Below are 18,498 nucleotides of genomic sequence, written 5' to 3'. Positions count from 1 at the left end.
CAAGGCGCCGCAGAAGGCGCCCAAGGATCCTGAGGGGCGGATGGCCCTCGCCGATCACCTGCGGGAACTGCGCAACCGCGTGGTCAAGTCGGTCCTGGCGATCGTGCTGATCACGATCGTCGCCCTGATCTACCACAAGCAGATCGAGACGTTCCTGCTCAAGCCGCTGCCGCAGTGCAACACGCCCGAGGAGCAACTGCACTACCACGGCAAGTGCGCGCAGGTCTCGAACATCGGTCTGACCTCCGGTTTCACCTGGATGCTCCAGGTGGCGCTGACGGCCGGCGTGGTGGGTGCGGTGCCGGTGTGGCTGTGGCAGGTGTGGGCGTTCGTGGCGCCCGGTCTGCACAAGCACGAGAAGAAGTACACCGTCATCTTCATGGCCTTCGGGGCGCCGCTGTTCCTGGCGGGTGTGGCCGTGGCCTTCCTGGTGCTGCCGACGACCATCGAGGTCCTGGTCAGCTTCACCCCGGACAAGACCACGCCGATCCTGCCGCCGAACGACTACTTCGACATCGCGACGCGGATGGTTCTGGTCTTCGGCCTGGCCTTCGAGTTCCCGCTGCTGCTCGTGATGCTGAACATGATCGGCATGGTCACCGGCAAGCGGCTGCTGGGCTGGTGGCGCGGGATGATCATGGCGATCACCGTGTTCGCGGCCTTCGCGACGCCGAGTGCCGACCCGCTGAGCATGCTGGCGCTGGCCGCGCCGATCTGGGCGCTGTACTTCCTCGCGGTGGGCATCGCGCTGATGAACGACCGGCGCAGGCGCCGGAACAACCCGGACGCCGAGCTGGACGACGAGGAGGCCTCGCAGGTGGACCTCTCGGTGCAGCCGGTGGCGGGCGCGGAGACCGTCGAGGCCTCGGCGACGCCGGCGGCGGGTGTCGCTCCGGTGCCGAGCGCGCGGCGGGAGCAGATGGACGACATCACCTGAGCCGGTGAGTGATCGGGCCGGCGGCCCCGGTTCCCGCTTCGTGCGGGGGCCGGGGCCGTCTGCTGTTCCGGGGGACTCGCTCGGGAAGGTAAAGGGACTCTTGGCAGAGCAGATGGCATGTGACATATTACTGACGTGTTGAAGACCTGGAGACCTCCACTGGACGTCGTCGTGGTCGGCGCCGGAGTCGTCGGCGCCGCCTGTGCCTACTACGCCGCCCGGGCCGGGCTCGCCGTCGCCGTCGTCGACCGCGGGCCGGTCGCCGGCGGCACCACCGGGGCGGGCGAGGGCAACCTGCTGGTCTCCGACAAGGAACCCGGGCCCGAACTCGACCTCGCCCTGCTCAGCACCCGGCTCTGGTGCGAACTCGCCGAACAGCTCGGCCCGGCCGTGGAGTACGAGCCCAAGGGTGGCGTCGTGGTCGCCTCGACCGAGGCCGGACAGCAGGCGCTGCGGGCCTTCGCCGCCGGGCAGGCCGCGGCCGGGGTGAGCGCCGAGGAGGTCCCGGCCGAGCGGCTGCACGAGCTGGAGCCGCACCTCGCCCCCGGGCTCGCGGGCGGCTACCACTACCCCCAGGACGCCCAGGTCCAGCCCGCGCTCGCCGCCGCCCACCTGCTGCGCGAGGCCCGGCGGGCGGGCGCCGAACTGATCACCGGGGAGGACGTGACGGCCGTGGAGCGCGGGCCGGACGGCGCGGTGCGCGGCGTACGGACCGCCCGGCGCCGACTGGCCGCCCCCGCGGTGGTCAACGCGGCCGGCACCTGGGGCGGCGAACTGGCCGCGCTGGCGGGGGTGCACCTGCCGGTACTGCCCCGGCGCGGGTTCGTCCTGGTCACCGAGCCGCTGCCGAGGATCGTCCGGCACAAGGTCTACGCCGCCGACTACGTCGCGGACGTGGCCAGCGGCTCGGCCGGGCTGCAGACCTCCGCCGTGGTCGAGGGGACCCCGGGCGGACCGGTGCTGATCGGCGCCAGCCGGGAGCGGGTCGGCTTCGACCGGACCCTCTCCCAGGAGGTGCTGCGCCGGCTCGCCGTCCAGGCCGCGGAGCTGTTCCCGGTGCTCGCGGACGTCAGCGTGATGCGCACCTACCGGGGCTTCCGCCCGTACCTGCCGGACCACCTGCCGGCGATCGGCGAGGACCCCCGGGTGCCGGGGCTCTACCACGCCTGCGGGCACGAGGGGGCCGGGATCGGGCTGGCGCCCGCCACCGGGCTGCTGATCGCCGAGCAGCTGACCGGCAAGCGGCCGGAACTGGACCTCGGGCCGTTCCGGGCCGACCGGTTCCCGGCGCGGTGACGGGCGTGGGTGCGGGCGGGGCGGTGGCGGGAACGGATCGGATGAGCTGGACGACGGAATGGAGAAGCCGGTGACGCGTCGCCGAACCCCTGCCGGGCTGGTCGGGGCCGACCCCGGGCCCGGGTACGAGATCGAGTTCGACGGGCGGGCCGTCCGCGCCCTGCCCGGGCAGTCGATCGCCGCCGCGCTCTGGGCCGACGGCGTGCTCGCCTGGCGCACCACCCGGAACGGCGGCCGCCCGCGCGGGGCGTTCTGCGGGATCGGCGCCTGCTTCGACTGCCTGGCCACCGTGGACGGCCGGGCCAACCAGCGGCTCTGCCTGCTGCCCGCCGAGCCCGGCACCGTCGTCACCAGCCAGGAGGGCCACGGCCGTGCCGATCTCGCCGTCTGAGCCGACCCGGCCCCCGGAGGCCGTCGGAACCTTCGACCTCGCCGTGGTGGGGGCCGGGCCGGCCGGGCTGGCCGCCGCCGTCACCGCCGCCGACCTCGGGCTGCGCTGCGTCCTGCTGGACGGCGCGGACCGGCCCGGCGGGCAGTACTACCGGCACCCGGCGCCCGGGCTGGGCGCGCGCCGCCCGGACCGCCTGCACCACCACTGGTCGGTGTACGCCGGGCTGGCCGCGCGGCTCGAAGCCCACCCGCGGGCCGAGTTCCGCGGCGGGCACCAGGTGTGGGCGCTGGAGCGGACCGCCGACGGCTTCGCCCTGCACATCACCCGCGGCCCGCAGGCCGCCGACCGGACCACCCTCAGGGCCGGGGCGGTGCTGCTCGCCACCGGCGCGTACGAGCGCCAACTGCCCTTCCCCGGCTGGACGCTGCCCGGGGTGGTCACCGCGGGCGGCGCCCAGGCCATGCTCAAGGCCGGGCTGGTGCTGCCCGGCCGGCGGATCGTGGTGGCCGGCAGCGGACCGCTGCTGCTCGCCGCGGCCTCCTCACTGGTCGCCGCCGGGGCGGAGGTCCCGGCGGTGGTCGAGGCGAGCGACTACCTCGGGTACGCCCGGCGCCCCGGCGTGCTGGCGGCCGTCCCCGCCAAGCTCGTCGAGGGCGCCGGGCACGGCGGCGCGCTGCTGCGGCACCGGGTACGGCTGCGGCCGCGCAGCGCGGTGGTGGAGGCGCACGGGACGGACCGGGTCACCGCCGTCACCGTGGCCCGGCTGGACGCCGACTGGCGGCCGCTGCCCGGCACCGAGCGGCGGATCGCCTGCGACGCGCTCGCCGTCGGGCACGGGCTGCTGCCGCAGATCGACCTGGCCACCGAACTCGGCGCGGACACCGCCACCGGGCCGGACGGCGCGGTCGCGCTGCGGGTCGACGCCCGGCTGCGCACCTCCGTCCCGGGTCTCTGGTCCGCGGGGGAGACCAACGGCGTCGGCGGCGCGGACCTCGCGCTCGCCGAGGGGGAGCTGGCCGCGCACGCGGTCGCCGGGGTGCGGCCCGGGCGGGCGCTGCTGGGCCGCCGGGCCCGGTTGCGGGAGTTCGCCGCGCTGATGGCGGCGGCCCACCGGCCCGGGCCCGGCTGGACCGGGTGGCTGCGGCCGGACACCGACGTGTGCCGGTGCGAGGAGGTGCCGGTCGCGCGGATCGAGGAAGCGGTGGAGGAGCTGGGCGCGGGCGATCCCCGGACCGTCAAGCTGCTCACCCGGGCGGGGATGGGCTGGTGCCAGGGGCGGATGTGCGGGCCGGCCGTGGCCTGCCTGTCCGGCGCGGCGGAGCCGGGGGCGGACCGGCGGCCGTTGGCCTGCCCGGTGCCGCTCTCGCAGCTGGCAGCCGGCCCGGGGGAGCTGGCGGCCGGCCCGGGGGAGTAGGCCGTGTCTCACGGCCTGGGGCGCCTCCCGGCCGGGCCCGATCCGTCGGAACGTCTCGGGCGGGGACCCTTGTCTCCGGCCTGTCGCTGTTTATAAAATGTCACACCTCACCAAGGAGCCCAACGTGTCCATCACCCCGCACGACACCACCCGCCCCTGGCGCGGCATCATGGTCGCCACCACGATCCCGCTGCGCCCGGACCTCTCCGTCGACTACGACGCCTACGCCGAGCACGTCCGCTGGCTGATCGAATCCGGCTGCGACGGCGTCGTCCCCAACGGCTCGCTGGGCGAGTACCAGACGCTCACCGCCGAGGAGCGCACCCGGATCGTCGAGATCGCGGTCGAGGCGGCCGGCGACGGCGCCCGGGTCATGCCCGGGGTCGCCGCCTACGGCAGTGCCGAGTCCCGCCGCTGGGCCGAGCAGGCCGCCGAGGCCGGCGCCGGGTCCGTACTGCTGCTGCCGCCCAACGCCTACCGGGCCGACCACGCCTCGGTGCGGGCCCACTACGCGGAGGTCGCCCGGGCCGGGCTGCCCGTCGTCGCGTACAACAACCCGATCGACACCAAGGTCGACCTGGTGCCCGCGCTGCTCGCCCAACTGCACGGCGAGGGCTCGATCGTGGCGGTCAAGGAGTTCAGCGGGGACGTCCGCCGGGCCTACGAGATCGCCGAGCTGGCGCCCGGGCTGGACCTGCTGATCGGTGCCGACGACGTGCTGCTGGAACTGGCCCTGGCCGGGGCCGTCGGCTGGATCGCCGGCTACCCGAACGCGCTGCCCGAGGCGTCCGTGGCGCTGTACCGCGCGGCCGTCGGGCACGACCTGGAGACCGCGCTGCCGCTCTACAAGTCGCTGCACTCGCTGCTGCGTTGGGACTCCAAGACCGAGTTCGTCCAGGCCATCAAGCTGTCCATGGACATCGCCGGACGCCCCGGCGGGCCGGTCCGGGCGCCGCGCCGGCCGCTGGAGCCGGAGATCGAGACGGCCGTGCGCGCGGCCACCGAGAAGGCCCTCGCGGAGGGCCTCGGGTAGGGCCCGTCCTCAAACCCCCGGCAGCACCCGTCGTTCGGCCGGCTGTGCGGGCAGCCGGCCTCAACCAACCGCTTCGTCAGAGGAGTTGTGCGGAATGCGCAGCCGTCACGTGTTCCACGCCGTCGACTCGCACACCGAGGGCATGCCGACCCGGGTGATCACCGGGGGCTTCGGCGTCATCCCCGGCGCCACCATGGCCGAACGCCGGGTGCACTTCCAGCAGCACCTGGACCACTTCCGCACCCTGCTGATGTACGAGCCGCGCGGGCACGCCGCGATGAGCGGCGCGATCCTCCAGCCGCCGACCCGGCCGGACGCCGACTTCGGGGTGCTCTACATCGAGGTCTCCGGGCTGCTGCCGATGTGCGGGCACGGCACCATCGGGGTCGCCACCGTGCTGGTCGAGACCGGGATGGTACCGGTGGTCGAGCCGGTCACCACGGTCCGGCTGGACACCCCCGCCGGGCTGGTGGTCGCCGAGGTGCGGGTGGAGGGCGGCGCCGCCAAGGCCGTCACCATCCGCAACGTCGCCTCGTACTCCGTCGCGCTGGACCGCAAGATCGAGGTGCCCGGCCACGGCACCATCGGCTACGACCTCGCCTACGGGGGCAACTTCTACGCCATCCTGCCGCTCGCCGAGTTCGGGCTGCCGTTCGAGCGCGAGCGCAAGCAGGACATCCTGGACGCCGGCCTGGCCCTGATGGACGCGATCAACGCGAGCCCCGACCGGCCGGTGCACCCGGAGGACCCCTCCATCCACAGCTGCCACCACGTCCAGCTGCTCGCCCCCGGCTCCACCGCCGAGCACTCCCGGCACGCGATGGCCATCCACCCCGGCTGGTTCGACCGTTCGCCCTGCGGCACCGGCACCTCGGCCCGGATGGCGCAGCTGCACGCGCGCGGCGAACTCCCGCTGGGGCGGGACTTCCGCAACGACTCCTTCATCGGGACCACCTTCACCGGGCGGCTGGTCGAGGAGACCGAGGTGGCCGGGCGGCCGGCCGTGGTGCCCACCGTGACCGGGCGGGCCTGGATCACCGGCACCGCCCAGTACTTCCTCGACCCGGACGACCCGTTCCCGGCGGGCTTCCTGCTCTGACGCTCTCTCCCGAACGCGCTCCGAAGGGCTGCTAGTTGTGACCATCACCTCGTACAACCCCGCCGACCCGACCGATCTGGTGGTCGCCGTCGAGGCACCCGGCGCCGAGGCCGTGCGGGCCGCCGTGGGGCGGGCCCGGGCCGCACAGGCCGGCTGGCTGGCGGCCGGCGCCGGCGCCCGCTCGGCCGCGCTGGGCCGGATCGCCGAGGCGGTCGAGGCACACGCCGAGGAACTCGCCGCGCTGATCGTGCGCGAGGTCGGCAAGCCGCTCGCCGAGGCGCGGGGGGAGGTCGCCCGGACGGCGGCGATCTGGCGCTACTACGCCCAGGCGCCGTACGAGCCGTCCGGCGCGGTGCACGAGACCGCCGCCGGGCCGGGGCTGCTGCTCACCCGGCGCCGTCCGCACGGGGTGGCCGGGCTGATCACGCCGTGGAACTTCCCGCTGGCGATCCCGAGTTGGAAGGCCGCACCGGCGCTGGCGGTGGGCAACACCGCGGTGCTCAAGCCCGCGCCGGAGGCGACGGCGTGCGCGCTGCGGCTGGCCGAGCTGGCCGCGGCCGTGCTGCCCCCGGACGTGCTCGCGGTGCTGCCCGGCGGCGCGGAGGAGGGGGCGGCGCTGGTCGGGGCGGCGGACGTGGTCTCCTTCACCGGCTCCACCGGGGTCGGCCGGGCCGTGGTCCAGGCCGCTACCGGGCGCGGGGTGCCGGTGCAGGCCGAACTCGGCGGCCTGAACGCGGCGTTGGTGCTGCCGGACGCGGACGTGGAGCTGGCCGCCGGGCACATCGCGGCCGCGATCGCCGGGTACGCCGGGCAGAAGTGCACGGCCACCAGCCGGGTGATCGCGGTCGGGGCGGCGTACGAGCCGCTGCGCGAGGCCCTGGTCAAGGCGCTGGCGGCGGTGGACGACGCGGTCTGCGGGCCGGTGATCGGCGCCGACGCGCGGGAGCGGCTGGTGGCGGCGGTCGAGTCGGCCGTGGCGGCCGGGGCGAGCGTGCTGGTCGGCGGGCGGGCGTCCGACCGGGCCGGCTGGTACGTCGAGCCGACCCTGCTCGCCGACGTCCCCCCGCAACACCCGCTGGCGCGCGAGGAGTTCTTCGGACCGGTCGCGGTGCTGCACGCGGCCGCCGACCTGGACGCGGCCGTCGCGCTCGCCAACGACACCCCGCACAGCCTGGCCACCTCGGTGCACACCCGGGGCCTGGACGTGGCGCTGGCCGTCGCCGACCGGCTGGACGCGGGCATGATCCGGGTCAACGCCCCGTCCAGCGGTGTCGACTTCCATCTGCCGTTCGGGGGGACCAAGGGCGCGGCCCACGGGGAGCGCGAACAGGGCCGGGCGGCGCTGGAGTTCTACACCGTCGGTCGGACGATCAGTGTGCTGCCGGGCGGGGGGCTGTGATGCCGGGGGTGGCACGGGGCTCGGGGGCTGCTGCGGGCGCGGGGTCCGTTGCGGGGCCGGGTGCTGGGTCCGGTGCGGGGCCGGTGCAGTGCGTCCGTACGGTCGACTACCACACGGCCGGTGAGCCGTTCCGGATCGTGCTGGACGGCGTGCCCCCGATCCCCGGCGACAGCGTCGCCGAGCGGCGGGCCATCGCGATCGGCGCGGGCGGCAGCGCGACCGCGCCCCGGCCGGGCGCGCTGGAGGAGGTCCGGCAGCTGCTGGTCCGCGAGCCGCGCGGGCACGCCGGGATGTACGGCGGGTTCCTGGTGCCGCCGGACGACGACGAGGCCCACCTGGGCGTGCTGTTCTGGCACAAGGACGGCTACTCGACCGCCTGCGGGCACGGCACCATCGCGCTCGGCGCCTGGGCCGTGGACTCCGGGCTGGTCCCGGCCCCCGCGGACGGCGTGGCCCAGGTGCGGATCGACGTCCCCTCCGGGCGGGTCACCGCCCTGGTGCGGCGCAGCGGCGGGCGCACCACCGGGGTCACCTTCCGCAACGTGCCGAGCCGGGTCAGCGCCCTGAAACTGCCGGTCGAGACCTCGCGGGGAACGGTCGAGGTCGCGGTGGCGCACTCCGGGGCGTGCTACGCCTCGGTGCCGGCGGCCGCGCTCGGGCTCGCCGTCGAGCCCGGGCTGCTGCCCGAACTCGTCGCCGTGGGGCGGGAGATCAGGGCACTGCTGGCCGGCTCGGAAGCGGTCGCGCACCCGAGTGACCCGCGGCTGTCCGGGGTGTACGGGGTCGTGCTGTACGACGAACTTCCCTCGGACGACGGGGTGTTGAGTCAGCGGAACGTGGTGGTGTTCGCGGACGGGCAGATCGACCGCTCGCCGTGCGGCTCCGGCACCTCCGCGCGCCTCGCGGTGCTCGCCGCCGAAGGGCGGATCGCACCGGGCGAGGAACTGCGGCACGAGTCCGTCATCGGCACGGTGTTCACCGGGCGGGTGCTGGACGGCGGGGACCCGTTGGGGGCGGGCGTGGTCACCGAGGTCGGCGGCACGGCGTACCGCACCGGGGAGCACCTGTTCGTGCTGGAGCCCGGGGACACGCTCGGAACGGGGTTCACGCTGTGACCCCCGAGGTACTGCCCGGCGCGGGGGCTGAGCCGCTCCAGTACGCCGTGCCGGGCACCGGCGGAGTCGGGCCCGCCGGGGCGGTGCGGGCGATCGAGCGGGCGCTGCTGGACGGGCTGGACCCGGAGGCGGCGCCCGCCCGGTCGGCCGTACCGGTGCCGGCCGGCGAGCTGCTGCTGATGCCCGCCGCCGCCGGGCCGTACGCCGGGGTGAAGATCGCCGGGGTGGCGCCGGCCAACCCCGCGCGCGGCCTGCCCCGGATCACCGGCAGCTACCTGCTGCTGGACGGGCCGACGCTCCAGCCGCTGGCGCTGCTGGACGGCGCGGCCCTCACCGCCCTGCGCACGCCCGGCGTGACGGCGGCGGCGCTGGCGCGGCTCGCGGTCCCGGAGGCCGAACACGTGGTGCTGTTCGGCTCCGGGCCGCAGGCCTACGGGCACCTGGACGCGCTGCTGACCGTGCGGCCGTTGCGGCGGCTCACCGTGGTGGCGCGGCACGCCGGGCGGGCGGCCGCGCTGGCCGAGTACGGGCGGGCGCTCGGCCTGACCGCCGCGGTGGGTGGGCCGGAGGCGGTCGGTCGGGCGGACGTGGTGGTCTGCTGCACGACCGCGCGCACACCGCTGTTCGACGGTGCGCTGGTGCCCGCCCACGCGGCCGTCGCGGCGGTCGGCTCGCACGAGCCGGACGCCCGGGAGGTGGACGAGGTGCTGGTCGGGCGGGCCGAACTGTACGTGGAGGCGCGGGCCGTCGCGGCCCGGGAGGCCGGGGACCTGCTGCTGGCGGGCGCGCTCGGGCGGCGGCAGGTGTGGAACCTGGCCGAGCTGGTGCGCGGCGACGCACTGCTGCCGGAGGGGCGGCCGCGGTTCTTCAAGAGCGTCGGGATGGCCTGGGAGGACCTGGCGGTGGCGGCGGAGGTGTACCGGGCCGGGGCGTCGTCGCTGTCTCAGTCCCCGTAGAGGCTGCGGCCTCCTTGCCGGTGTGTCGTCGACCGTTGTGCTGGCCCGGTGGTCGCTGCCACCATGAACATCGGCGGCGTTGACCGTGACAGGCTGTTCGGATTCCCGGTTTGTTGCACGCTCAACGTAACGTGACATTGTACGCTGGTGTTCTGCACCCACCGGAGGAACACCATGGCCGAGCTCAAGTCCCGCACCCTGATCTCCGTGCAGGAGCGGCTCCGCGACCAGGTCGCCCACGCGCTCCGGGCGGCCCTGATCTCCGGTGAACTGCGCCCCGGCGTCGTCTACTCCGCCCCCGCCCTCGCCGCCGACTTCGGCGTCTCCGCGACCCCCGTCCGCGAGGCCATGCTCGACCTCGCCCGGGAGGGCCTGGTCGAGGCCGTCCGTAACAAGGGCTTCCGGGTCACCGAACTCACCGAGCGCGACCTCGACGACTACACCGGCATCCGCGCCCTGATCGAGGTCCCCACCGTCGGCCTGGTCACCCGCACCGCCACCAAGGAGCAGCTGGAGCGGCTGCGCCCCGAGGCCGAGGCGATCGTCGCGGCGGCGCGCAAGCACGACCTGATCGGCTACCTGGAGGCGGACCGGCAGTTCCACCTCGACCTGCTCGGACTGGCCGGCAACGCCCGGCTGGTCGAGGTGGTCGGTGACCTGCGCAAGCGCTCCCGGCTGTACGGGCTGACCCGGCTGGACGAGCAGGGGCAGCTGGTCTCCTCGGCGGAGGAGCACGTCGAGCTGCTGGACCTGATGCTGAGCGGCGACGCGGAGGCGGCCGAGGCCTGCATGACGCGCCACCTCAGCCACGTCCGCTCGCTCTGGGCGGGCCAGGGCGAGGAGGCCGAGACGGAGCGCCCGGGCCTGCGGCTCCAGGCTCGATAGGGGCCAAACCACCCGTTCGGGTGAAAGATGGGAAGCGGGTGCCGGGAGACGCTCGCGTCCTACGATGATGCTCTCGACATCGGCAGTCAGGAGGAACTCCATGTCCGCCGCAGCAGTGGAAGAGCCCTTCGAGCAGATGACGCTGCTCGAAGCCGCCGAGCTGATCTCTGATCGACTCGTGGGGCATCGGGTCGAGATTCTTGGAGGTCAGATCACGGTGACGCCGCCTCCGGATGGGCCACATGGAGAGACGCTCACGGACCTGATGATCCCGTTGTGGGCGGCGGGGCTCCATGGTGATACATCCCGAGTCGTTCAAGGGATGGGCCTGTGGTTGCCGGGCGGACCGTCCGACTACGCGATTCCGGATCTGTGCGTCGTTGATGCCGACTACCAAGAACACCTGATCGAACGCAATTGCTATGACCCAGCAGTCTTCCGTCTCGTCCTGGAAGTGACGTCGTCGAACTTCACGACTGATCTGAAGGTCAAGCCGCCGCTGTACGCCGAGGCCGGGGTGCCGGTCTACGTCATCGTGGACCGGACGAACCAGCGGGTGATGGTGTTGACCGACCCCAAGGACGGCGAGTACCGGGTGCACGCCGTCCACCACCCCGGGCAGTCGTTCACCCTGCCGGAGTCGATCGGGGCGTCGGTGACGCTCTCGGTGGACGACGTACTCGGCGCCAAGAAGTAGCTCAGCCGACGACCGGGACCGTCAGGCGGCCGTCGTGGACCTCGGCGATCTGGTCGACGGCGGTCAGGTGGGTGCGGTCGTGGGTGACCAGGACGGTGGCGGTCGCCCGGCGGTGGGTGAGTTCGGTGATCAACTCCAGGACGGCGGCGCCGCGTTCGTGGTCGAGGGCGCTGGTGGGCTCGTCGACCAGCAGCACGGTGGGGTCGTTCATCAGGGCGCGGGCGATGTTGACCCGCTGGCGCTGGCCGCCGGAGAGCTGGTGCGGGCGGCGGGCGGCCTGGTCGCGCAGGCCGACGGCGTCCAGGAGCTCCAGCGCGCGGGGGAGGGCGCTGCGCGGGGAGCGGCCGTCGAGGTGGGCCATCACCTGGAGCTGTTCGGCGGCCGTCAACGAGGGCAGCAGGTTGGCCTGTTGGAAGACGATGCCGATCCGGGTACGGCGCAGGGCGGTGAGTTCGGCCCGGCCGAGGCCCGCCGTGTCCGTGCCGTCCACCACGACCCGGCCGGAGTCCGGGGCGATCAGGGTGGCGGCCACGGCCAGCAGGCTGGACTTGCCGGAGCCGGACGGGCCGACGACGGCCGTGAGGGTGCCCTTGGGGACGGTCAGCGAGACGTCGTCCAGGGCGGTGAGCCGGCCGTCGCCGTCCGGGTAGGTCAAGGTGATGCGGTCGAGGTCCAGACTCATCGGGCGCTCCCCAGGGCGGTCAGCGGGTCGACGGAGGTGATCCGCCGGATGGACAGGGCCGCGCCGACCGCGCCGAGGGCGATCATGACGACGGCGGGCAGCAGCAGGGTCGGGGCGTCCAGGACGAAGGGCACGGCGGAGCCGATCAGCGAGCCGGCGCCGAGGGCGATCGCGGTGCCGACAGCCGTACCGAGCACCAGCAGCAGCACCGCCTGGCCGAGGGCGTCGCGCAGCAGGTAGCGGGTGGAGGCGCCGAGGGCCTTGAGCACGGCGATGTCGCCGCTGCGCTGGATCGTCCAGACGGTGAAGAAGGCGCCGATGACCAGCGCGGAGATGGCGAACAGGAAGCCGCGCATCAGCTGGAGGGAGCCGTTCTCGGAGGTGTACGAGCCGATCGCGGCGAGGGCGTCGTCCCGGGTGCGGGTCACGGTGTCGTGGCGGGCGTCGGCGGCGGCCGGGTCGGCGCCCGCGGCGGTGTGGAGGGCGATGACGGTGGCGTGGCCGGCGCCGCCGGGGGCGAACTGCTGCCAGTCGGTGAGGCTGGTCCAGATCACCGGGGTGTGGCTGTAGGCGGCGTCGCCGTCGACGGCGGCCACCTGGAGGGGGTGCCCGGCGAGGGTGAAGCCGGCACCGGGGGTGAGGTCGCCCAGCTTCTCGGCGGCGGTCCGGGAGAGCACCGCCCTGCCCGGGGCGATCAGGCCGCCCTGCGGGGCCAGGTCGGAGCCGTCGGGGACGCCGAAGGCGGAGAGCGCGGCGGTGCGCTGCCCGGCGGCGGCCTTGGTGGTGGTGATGCCGAGCGGCTGGGCGGAGGTCACGCCGGGCTCGCGCGCCCAGGCCTGCCACTGGTCGGGGGTGACCTGGGAGTCGGTGAAGTTGAGCTCCTGCCCGTCGGCGGGCTTGCCGAAGGCCAGGTGGTCGGCGGGCAGGCCGCTGATCGCGGAGATGTTCTGCCGGCCGAGTCCGGCGGTCAGCCCGGACAGCATGCCGACCAGTACGGTGATCAGTACGATGACGGTTCCCATCAGGGCGAACCGCCCCTTGGCGAACCCCAGATCCCTCCAGGCGACGAACACGGTGGGCCTTTCTGCGGACGGAACGAGCGATGCCCCCACGGTCGCCGAGCAGGGGGCCCGCGGGCATCGCGCCGGGGATTGCATCCTGGGCATCGAAGGGCAGAAGCGGAGTTCAACCTTTTGATTGATGCCGGGCGCCGGGCCGGAACCTAGGCTGGAGGGATGGCGACCGAACGATCCAGAACCACTCCCGTCGCCCTCGTCCTCCGGCTCTGCCTGCACCTGCTCGTGGCGGGCCTGCTGGCGCTGGCCGTCGCCCGGGCCGCCTTCGCCGACCGGGGCGGGGACCCGGCCGCCGTCGGCGCCGCGGCCTCCGCGATGGCCGCCGTGTACGCGGTCGGGCCGAGGCTGGCCGCCGTGCACCGCTCCCGCCGGGGCGCGGCGCTCTGGCTGGCCCTGCTCGGCGTCACCTGGGCGGGCGTGCTGGTCGCCACCCAGGACGGGGTGTGGCTGGCGTTCCCGCTGTACTTCCTGGAACTGCACCTGCTCGGCCGGCGCAGCGGGCCGGTCGCGGTCGGGCTGACGGCCGCGGCGGCGATCGCCGGCTGGTCCCTCCACCAGCACGGCTTCAACCCGGCCGCCGCCATCGGGCCGCTGCTCGGCGCGGCCGTCGCCACCGCCACCGTGCTCGGCTACCAGGCGCTGTACCGGGAGAGCGAGGAACGGCGCCGGCTGATCGACGAACTGACCGCCGCCCGCGCCGACCTCGCCGCCGCCCACCACGCGGCCGGCGTGCTCGCCGAGCGCGAGCGGCTCGCCCGGGAGATCCACGACACCCTCGCGCAGAGCCTCAGCTCTATCCAACTGCTGCTGCGCGCGGCCCAGCGGGCGCTGCCAGAGCGCACCGAGGCCGCCGCCGGGTACGTCGAGCAGGCGCGGCAGGCCGCCCAGGACAACCTGGACGAGGCCCGGCGCTTCGTCCGCGCGCTCACCCCGCCCGCGCTGGACGGCGACCCGCTGTCCGTCGCGCTGGAGCGGCTGTGCGCGACCACCACGGCGCACAGCGGTCTGCCCGTCCACCTGCACGTCTCCGGGGAGCAGGTGCGGCTGCCCGCCGCGCAGGAGGTGGCGCTGCTGCGGATCGCGCAGTCGGCGCTCGGCAACACCGTGCGGCACGCGAAGGCCTCGCGGGCCGAGGTGACACTCAGCTACATGGAGGGCGAGGTGGCGTTGGACGTGTTCGACGACGGGGCCGGGTTCGACCCGGCGGCGGTAGCCGGCCGCACCGGCGGGGACGGCGGCTTCGGCCTGCCCTCCATGCGGGCCCGGGCCCGGGCGCTCGGCGGCAGCTTCACCGTGGAGTCGGCGCCCGGGGAGGGAACGGCGCTGGCCGTGCAGCTGCCCGTCGCCCCGGCGCCGGAGGCCGGCCCGTGATCCGGCTGCTGATCGCCGACGACCACCCGGTGGTGCGGGCCGGGCTGCGGGCGGTGCTGGAGAGCGAACCGGACTTCGCCATCGTCGCCGAGGCCGCCACCGCCGAGCGGGCCGTCGAGCTGGCGGCCGGACCCGGCGTGGACGTGGTGCTGATGGACCTCCAGTTCGGGCCCGGCTCGGCGATGAACGGGGCCCAGGCCACCGCCGCGATCACCGCCCGGGCGGGCGCGCCGAAGGTCCTGGTGGTCACCACCTACGACAGCGACGCCGACACCCTGCCGGCCCTGGAGGCCGGCGCCACCGGCTACCTGTTGAAGGACGCGCCGCCGGAGGAACTCGCCCAGGCGGTCCGGGCCGCGGCGGCGGGCCGCAGCGCACTGGCGCCCAGCGTGGCGGACCGGCTGCTGGAACGGATGCGCACGCCCGCGGCGGCGCTCAGCGCGCGGGAGACCGAGGTGCTCGGGCTGGTCGCGGACGGCCTGACGAACCAGCAGGTCAGCCAGCGGCTGCACCTGAGCCAGGCCACCGTGAAGTCCCATCTGGTGCACATCTACACGAAGTTGGGCGTGGACTCGCGCACCGCGGCGGTGCGGGAGGCGCGCGGGCGGGGGCTGATCCGCTGAGCCGGCCGGGCGTAGGGTGGGGGCGATCCGTGCCCGCAGCCGCGTGAGGAGCCGCCCCGATGACCGTCCGCCTCGATGACCTCGCCGTGCCGGTGATCGGCGCCCCGATGGCGGGCGGGGCCTCCACCCCCGAGCTGGTGGCCGCGGTGAACCGGGCCGGCGGGCTGGGGTTCCTCGCGGCGGGGTACAAGTCGGCAGCCGCGATGGTCGAGCAGATCGCCGAGGTGCGGAAGGCGAGCGACCGGCCGTACGGGGTGAACCTGTTCGTGCCGGCCCCGCCCGGGGATCCGGCGGCCGTCGCCGCCTACCGGGAGCGGCTGCGGCCCGAGGCCGAGCGCTGGGGGGTCGCGCTGCCGGAGGAGATCGGGCCGGACCGGGACGACTGGGAGGCCAAGCTGGCCGCGCTGGTGGCCGACCCGGTGCCGGTCGTCTCGTACACCTTCGGGCTGCCCACGGCCGAGGAGGCGGCGGCGCTGCGCGCGGCGGGGACGCTGCAGGTCGGCACCGTCACCACCCCGGAGGAGGCGCGGGCGGCGCAGGCGGTCGGTATGGACGCCCTGTGCGTGCAGGGCCCGGAGGCCGGCGGACACCGCGCCACCCACCGGGTGACGGACCGGCCCGGGGAGCTGCCGTTGCTGGAACTGCTGCCCGCCGTACGGGCGGTGACGCCGCTGCCGCTGATCGCCGCGGGCGGGCTGGGCGACGGCCCGGCGATCGCGGCGGCGCTACGGGCCGGGGCGGCGGCGGTGCAGCTGGGGACGGCGCTGCTGCGCTCCGACGAGTCCGGCGCCTCGGCGGCCCACCGGGCCGCGCTCACCGAACTCCCGGAGACCGTGGTCACCCGGGCCTTCACCGGGCGCCCCGCCCGCGGCCTGCGCAACGCCTTCATCGACCGCCACGGCCCGTACGCCCCGCCCGCCTACCCCGAGGTGCACCACCTCACCGCCCCGCTGCGCGCCGCCGCCACCCGCCGCGCCGACACCGCCGCCATGCACCTCTGGGCCGGCACCGCCCACCACCTGGCCGCCACCGGCCCGGCGGACCAGCTCGTGGCGCGGTTGTGGCGGAGCGCGCGGGGGTAGTGCGCCGGGCACGCGCCGGGCACGGCGTGTTGTCGCCCGCAGGGGTGGATTGGGCGGGAAAGCGCGCGGTAACGTATAAGGGGCGACTTAAGTTGGCTCCATGTGGGAGATCACGCTCGTTGGTCCAGTGAACGACTGGTTCCTGGACATTTGTGTCAAAGACCCGGGGACCGCTAACCAGATCGCGGACGCGATCGTGTTGCTTGAGAGGAGGGGCCCGCTGCTCGGGCGCCCGGTCGTGGACCGGATCCACGGGAGCAAACTGCACAACTTGAAGGAGCTCCGGCCGGGCTCGGCTGGGCGCTCGGAGATTCGGATGTTGTTCGTTTTCGACGCCGAGCGAGAGGCCATTTTCCTGGTCGCCGGTGACAAGAACGGTGACTGGTCCCGGTGGTACGACATCAATATTCCGTTGGCGGAGGCTCGCTATGAGCAGTACACCAGCGAGAAGGACAAGGGAGCACGCGCATGAAAGGCCGTAGTTGGACCGAGGTGTGGGCAGAAGCGCAGCGAATCAACCCATGGCTGGCCTCGACGGAGGCGGAGGCCGAGCGGGCGCGGATGCGACAGGAGACGCTGGCGCGGATTCGCGGGCATGAGCTTGCTGAACTGCGGAAGGCGGCCGGGCTGACGCAGAAGGAGGTTGCGGGGCTGATGGGGGTCAGCCAGGCCAGGGTGTCGCAGATCGAGCACGGGCAGGTGGACAGCCTGGACAACCTGCGGGCATACGCCGCTGCGATTGGTGGCGAGGTTGAGGTGGCGGTACGGCAGGGGGAGCGGACGGTCAAGGTGGCCTGATCGTCCGGCTCGACCGGGGCCTCAGCTGAGCAGGGTGGCCATCCAGGATTCGATGGCCGGGACGGTGCGGGGGAGGGCGCTGGACATCAGGTGGGCGCCGTCCTCGGTGATGACGAGGTCGTCCTCGATGCGGATGCCGAGGCCGCGGAGTTCGAGGGGGAGGGTCTCGTCGTCGGGCTGGAGGTAGAGCCCGGGTTCGACGGTGAGGACCATGCCCGCCTCCAGGGTGCCGTCGACGTAGCGGTCGGCGCGGGCCTTGGCGCAGTCGTGGTAGTCGAGGCCGAGCATGTGGCCGCTGCCGCAGAGGGTGTAGCGGCGGTACAGGCCGTTGTCCTCGGCGAGGGCCTGGTCGGCGGGGATGCGCAGGACGCCCCAGTCGGCGAGGCCTTCGGCGATGACCCGCATGGCGGCGCGGTGGAAGTCGCGGAAGCGGGCGCCGGGGCGCAGGGCGGCGATGCCGGCGCTCTGGGCGGCGAGGACGAGTTCGTAGGCCTGGCGCTGGACCGGGGTGAAGGTGCCGCTGAGCGGGAGGGTGCGGGTGATGTCGGCGGCGTAGAGGGTGTCGGTCTCGACGCCGGCGTCGAGCAGCAGGAGGGCGTCCGGGTCGAGGGCGCCGTCGTTGCGGATCCAGTGCAGGACGCAGGCGTGGGCGCCGGAGGCGGCGATGGTGGTGTAGCTGGGGCCGTTGCCCTCGGCGCGGGCGCGCAGGTCGAAGACGCCCTCGATCCAGCGCTCGCCGCGGTGGTGGCGCAGGGCGGCGGGGAGGGCGCGGACGACGTCCTCGAAGCCGCTGACGGTGTGGTCGACGGCGAGTTGCAGCTGCTGGACCTCCCAGGTGTCCTTGACCAGGCGCAACTCGGAGAGCACGGCGGCGAGTTCGTCGTCGCCCCGGGCGCCCCGGTCGTCGCGGGGCCGCCCGGTGGCCTGGTCGACGAGGGCGTCGGTGCCGGCCAGTACCCGGGTGGGGGGCTGCGGTCCGCCGAGCAGCTTGCCGAGGTCGTCGAGGTGTTCGGTGCGCAGCCCGGTGAGCCGGGCGGTCTCGTCGAGGTCGGGGCGGCGGCCGACCCAGAACTCGCCGTAGCGCCGGTCGCGGTAGAACTCGCCGCCGCTGCGCGGGGATCGGGGCCGTACGTGGAGGACGGGTTCGTGGCCCTCGGGGCCGGCCGGTTCGAGGACGAGGACGTGGTCGGCCTGGTCCTCGCTGGTGAGGCCGGTGAGCCAGGCGTAGGCGCTGTGCGGGCGGAAGCGGTGGTCGAGGTCGTTGCAGCGGACCTTGAGGCGTCCGGCGGGGACGACCAGCCGTTCGCCGGGGAAGGCGGCGGAGAGCCGGGCGCGGCGGCGGGCGAACTCGGGGTAGCCGGGGACGCGTTGGTCGGCGGGGAGCGGGGTGGCGGCCCAGGCGGTGCCCATGAAGGCGTCGAGGGCGGGGGAGACCGGGAGGTCGTGGCTGCCGGTGGCGAGCTGGGGCTGGGGTCGGGTCACCGGTGAACTCCTAGGCGGGGGTGGGGAGCTGGGGCTGGTGGGACACAGCTGGGTAACGGCGGGCGTCACCTCTTGTGCAGTGCAATTTCACATTACTATGTTACGGGTCACACAGCGGCGCGGCCAGAGCCGGCCCCGCTGACCGATGCAGGCCCCCCACAG

General features: G+C 74.5%; 19 protein-coding genes. 16 read left to right on the top strand and 3 right to left on the bottom strand.

Annotated elements, in window-relative coordinates:
* Nucleotides 1-40: 40 nt before the first annotated feature.
* The 11 genes from tatC to ACZ4W5_RS20190 all read left to right on the top strand — a co-directional run bounded on the left by tatC (nucleotide 41) and on the right by ACZ4W5_RS20190 (nucleotide 11,222).
* A complete protein-coding gene (gene tatC, locus ACZ4W5_RS20240) occupies nucleotides 41-937 on the top strand; it encodes a twin-arginine translocase subunit TatC (protein WP_465655953.1) in 897 nt (298 codons plus the stop codon).
* Nucleotides 938-1,072: 135 nt separating this feature from the next.
* Nucleotides 1,073-2,233, top strand: coding sequence for an NAD(P)/FAD-dependent oxidoreductase (locus ACZ4W5_RS20235; protein ID WP_465655933.1), 1,161 nt, complete (start codon nucleotides 1,073-1,075; stop codon nucleotides 2,231-2,233).
* Between the two features lie 70 nt (nucleotides 2,234-2,303).
* Complete coding sequence (locus ACZ4W5_RS20230; RefSeq protein WP_465655932.1) at nucleotides 2,304-2,624, top strand: (2Fe-2S)-binding protein; 321 nt, start codon at nucleotides 2,304-2,306, stop codon at nucleotides 2,622-2,624.
* Nucleotides 2,605-4,038: an FAD-dependent oxidoreductase gene (locus tag ACZ4W5_RS20225; RefSeq protein WP_465655930.1), complete on the top strand. Its 1,434-nt coding sequence runs from the start codon at nucleotides 2,605-2,607 to the stop codon at nucleotides 4,036-4,038. The genes ACZ4W5_RS20230 and ACZ4W5_RS20225 overlap by 20 nt, the downstream gene beginning before the upstream one ends.
* Before the next feature lie 169 nt (nucleotides 4,039-4,207).
* Nucleotides 4,208-5,071 (top strand): dihydrodipicolinate synthase family protein, encoded by an 864-nt coding sequence (locus ACZ4W5_RS20220; RefSeq protein ID WP_465655951.1) that lies wholly within the window; start codon nucleotides 4,208-4,210, stop codon nucleotides 5,069-5,071.
* Nucleotides 5,072-5,165: 94 nt separating this feature from the next.
* Entirely contained in the window at nucleotides 5,166-6,170 is a 1,005-nt protein-coding gene (locus ACZ4W5_RS20215) for a proline racemase family protein (RefSeq protein WP_375890815.1), read from the top strand.
* 37 nt (nucleotides 6,171-6,207) lie between these two features.
* Nucleotides 6,208-7,569 carry an aldehyde dehydrogenase family protein gene (locus ACZ4W5_RS20210; RefSeq protein WP_465655929.1) on the top strand — a complete coding sequence of 454 codons (1,362 nt, stop codon included), beginning with the start codon at nucleotides 6,208-6,210 and terminating at the stop codon, nucleotides 7,567-7,569.
* 83 nt (nucleotides 7,570-7,652) lie between these two features.
* Nucleotides 7,653-8,684, top strand: coding sequence for a proline racemase family protein (locus ACZ4W5_RS20205; protein ID WP_465655928.1), 1,032 nt, complete (start codon nucleotides 7,653-7,655; stop codon nucleotides 8,682-8,684).
* 47 nt (nucleotides 8,685-8,731) lie between these two features.
* Complete coding sequence (locus ACZ4W5_RS20200) at nucleotides 8,732-9,640, top strand: ornithine cyclodeaminase family protein (RefSeq protein WP_465655949.1); 909 nt, start codon at nucleotides 8,732-8,734, stop codon at nucleotides 9,638-9,640.
* A 174-nt stretch (nucleotides 9,641-9,814) separates the two neighbouring features.
* On the top strand, nucleotides 9,815-10,525 hold the full coding sequence (locus ACZ4W5_RS20195) for a GntR family transcriptional regulator (RefSeq protein ID WP_465655926.1): 711 nt from the start codon (nucleotides 9,815-9,817) through the stop codon (nucleotides 10,523-10,525).
* 100 nt (nucleotides 10,526-10,625) lie between these two features.
* Nucleotides 10,626-11,222 (top strand): Uma2 family endonuclease, encoded by a 597-nt coding sequence (locus ACZ4W5_RS20190; RefSeq protein ID WP_402485587.1) that lies wholly within the window; start codon nucleotides 10,626-10,628, stop codon nucleotides 11,220-11,222.
* A gap of 1 nt (nucleotide 11,223) precedes the next feature.
* Here the strand turns inward: ACZ4W5_RS20190 and ACZ4W5_RS20185 are convergent, their stop codons facing one another.
* Together ACZ4W5_RS20185 and ACZ4W5_RS20180 are read right to left on the bottom strand one after the other, a co-directional pair.
* Nucleotides 11,224-11,904 (bottom strand): ABC transporter ATP-binding protein, encoded by a 681-nt coding sequence (locus tag ACZ4W5_RS20185; RefSeq protein ID WP_402485584.1) that lies wholly within the window; start codon nucleotides 11,902-11,904, stop codon nucleotides 11,224-11,226.
* Nucleotides 11,901-12,977: an ABC transporter permease gene (locus ACZ4W5_RS20180; RefSeq protein ID WP_360230275.1), complete on the bottom strand. Its 1,077-nt coding sequence runs from the start codon at nucleotides 12,975-12,977 to the stop codon at nucleotides 11,901-11,903. The genes ACZ4W5_RS20185 and ACZ4W5_RS20180 overlap by 4 nt, the downstream gene beginning before the upstream one ends.
* Before the next feature lie 162 nt (nucleotides 12,978-13,139).
* On the opposite strand from ACZ4W5_RS20180, the gene ACZ4W5_RS20175 reads away from it, so the two are divergent.
* From ACZ4W5_RS20175 to ACZ4W5_RS20155, 5 genes are all read left to right on the top strand, one after another.
* Complete coding sequence (locus tag ACZ4W5_RS20175) at nucleotides 13,140-14,351, top strand: sensor histidine kinase (RefSeq protein WP_465655924.1); 1,212 nt, start codon at nucleotides 13,140-13,142, stop codon at nucleotides 14,349-14,351.
* Entirely contained in the window at nucleotides 14,348-14,974 is a 627-nt protein-coding gene (locus ACZ4W5_RS20170; RefSeq protein ID WP_375890835.1) for a response regulator transcription factor, read from the top strand. The genes ACZ4W5_RS20175 and ACZ4W5_RS20170 overlap by 4 nt, the downstream gene beginning before the upstream one ends.
* Nucleotides 14,975-15,033: 59 nt before the next feature.
* Nucleotides 15,034-16,056 (top strand): nitronate monooxygenase, encoded by a 1,023-nt coding sequence (locus ACZ4W5_RS20165; protein ID WP_360230269.1) that lies wholly within the window; start codon nucleotides 15,034-15,036, stop codon nucleotides 16,054-16,056.
* 100 nt (nucleotides 16,057-16,156) lie between these two features.
* Nucleotides 16,157-16,528 (top strand): type II toxin-antitoxin system RelE/ParE family toxin, encoded by a 372-nt coding sequence (locus tag ACZ4W5_RS20160; RefSeq protein ID WP_465655922.1) that lies wholly within the window; start codon nucleotides 16,157-16,159, stop codon nucleotides 16,526-16,528.
* The gene (locus ACZ4W5_RS20155) at nucleotides 16,525-16,854 is read left to right on the top strand and encodes a helix-turn-helix domain-containing protein (RefSeq protein WP_465655920.1); all 330 of its coding nucleotides are present in this window, start codon (nucleotides 16,525-16,527) and stop codon (nucleotides 16,852-16,854) included. The genes ACZ4W5_RS20160 and ACZ4W5_RS20155 overlap by 4 nt, the downstream gene beginning before the upstream one ends.
* Before the next feature lie 21 nt (nucleotides 16,855-16,875).
* Here the strand turns inward: ACZ4W5_RS20155 and ACZ4W5_RS20150 are convergent, their stop codons facing one another.
* A complete protein-coding gene (locus tag ACZ4W5_RS20150) occupies nucleotides 16,876-18,264 on the bottom strand; it encodes an aminopeptidase P family protein (RefSeq protein WP_465655947.1) in 1,389 nt (462 codons plus the stop codon).
* Nucleotides 18,265-18,498: the final 234 nt, after the last annotated feature.

This window comes from Kitasatospora sp. NPDC029367 (assembly GCF_055569135.1).
The sequence above is the reverse complement of the archived record's forward strand: the minus strand, read 5'-3'. Positions and strand labels throughout refer to the sequence as shown.

Coding starts and splice junctions, on each gene's coding strand:
- tatC (WP_465655953.1), top strand. CDS start 41: ATGGCCCTCGCCGATCACCTGCGGGAACTGCGCAACCGCGTGGTCAAG.
- ACZ4W5_RS20220 (WP_465655951.1), top strand. CDS start 4,208: ATGGTCGCCACCACGATCCCGCTGCGCCCGGACCTCTCCGTCGACTAC.
- ACZ4W5_RS20215 (WP_375890815.1), top strand. CDS start 5,166: ATGCGCAGCCGTCACGTGTTCCACGCCGTCGACTCGCACACCGAGGGC.
- ACZ4W5_RS20195 (WP_465655926.1), top strand. CDS start 9,815: ATGGCCGAGCTCAAGTCCCGCACCCTGATCTCCGTGCAGGAGCGGCTC.
- ACZ4W5_RS20190 (WP_402485587.1), top strand. CDS start 10,626: ATGTCCGCCGCAGCAGTGGAAGAGCCCTTCGAGCAGATGACGCTGCTC.
- ACZ4W5_RS20185 (WP_402485584.1), bottom strand. CDS start 11,904: ATGAGTCTGGACCTCGACCGCATCACCTTGACCTACCCGGACGGCGAC.
- ACZ4W5_RS20175 (WP_465655924.1), top strand. CDS start 13,140: ATGGCGACCGAACGATCCAGAACCACTCCCGTCGCCCTCGTCCTCCGG.
- ACZ4W5_RS20165 (WP_360230269.1), top strand. CDS start 15,034: ATGACCGTCCGCCTCGATGACCTCGCCGTGCCGGTGATCGGCGCCCCG.
- ACZ4W5_RS20160 (WP_465655922.1), top strand. CDS start 16,157: ATGTGGGAGATCACGCTCGTTGGTCCAGTGAACGACTGGTTCCTGGAC.
- ACZ4W5_RS20155 (WP_465655920.1), top strand. CDS start 16,525: ATGAAAGGCCGTAGTTGGACCGAGGTGTGGGCAGAAGCGCAGCGAATC.
- ACZ4W5_RS20150 (WP_465655947.1), bottom strand. CDS start 18,264: ATGGGCACCGCCTGGGCCGCCACCCCGCTCCCCGCCGACCAACGCGTC.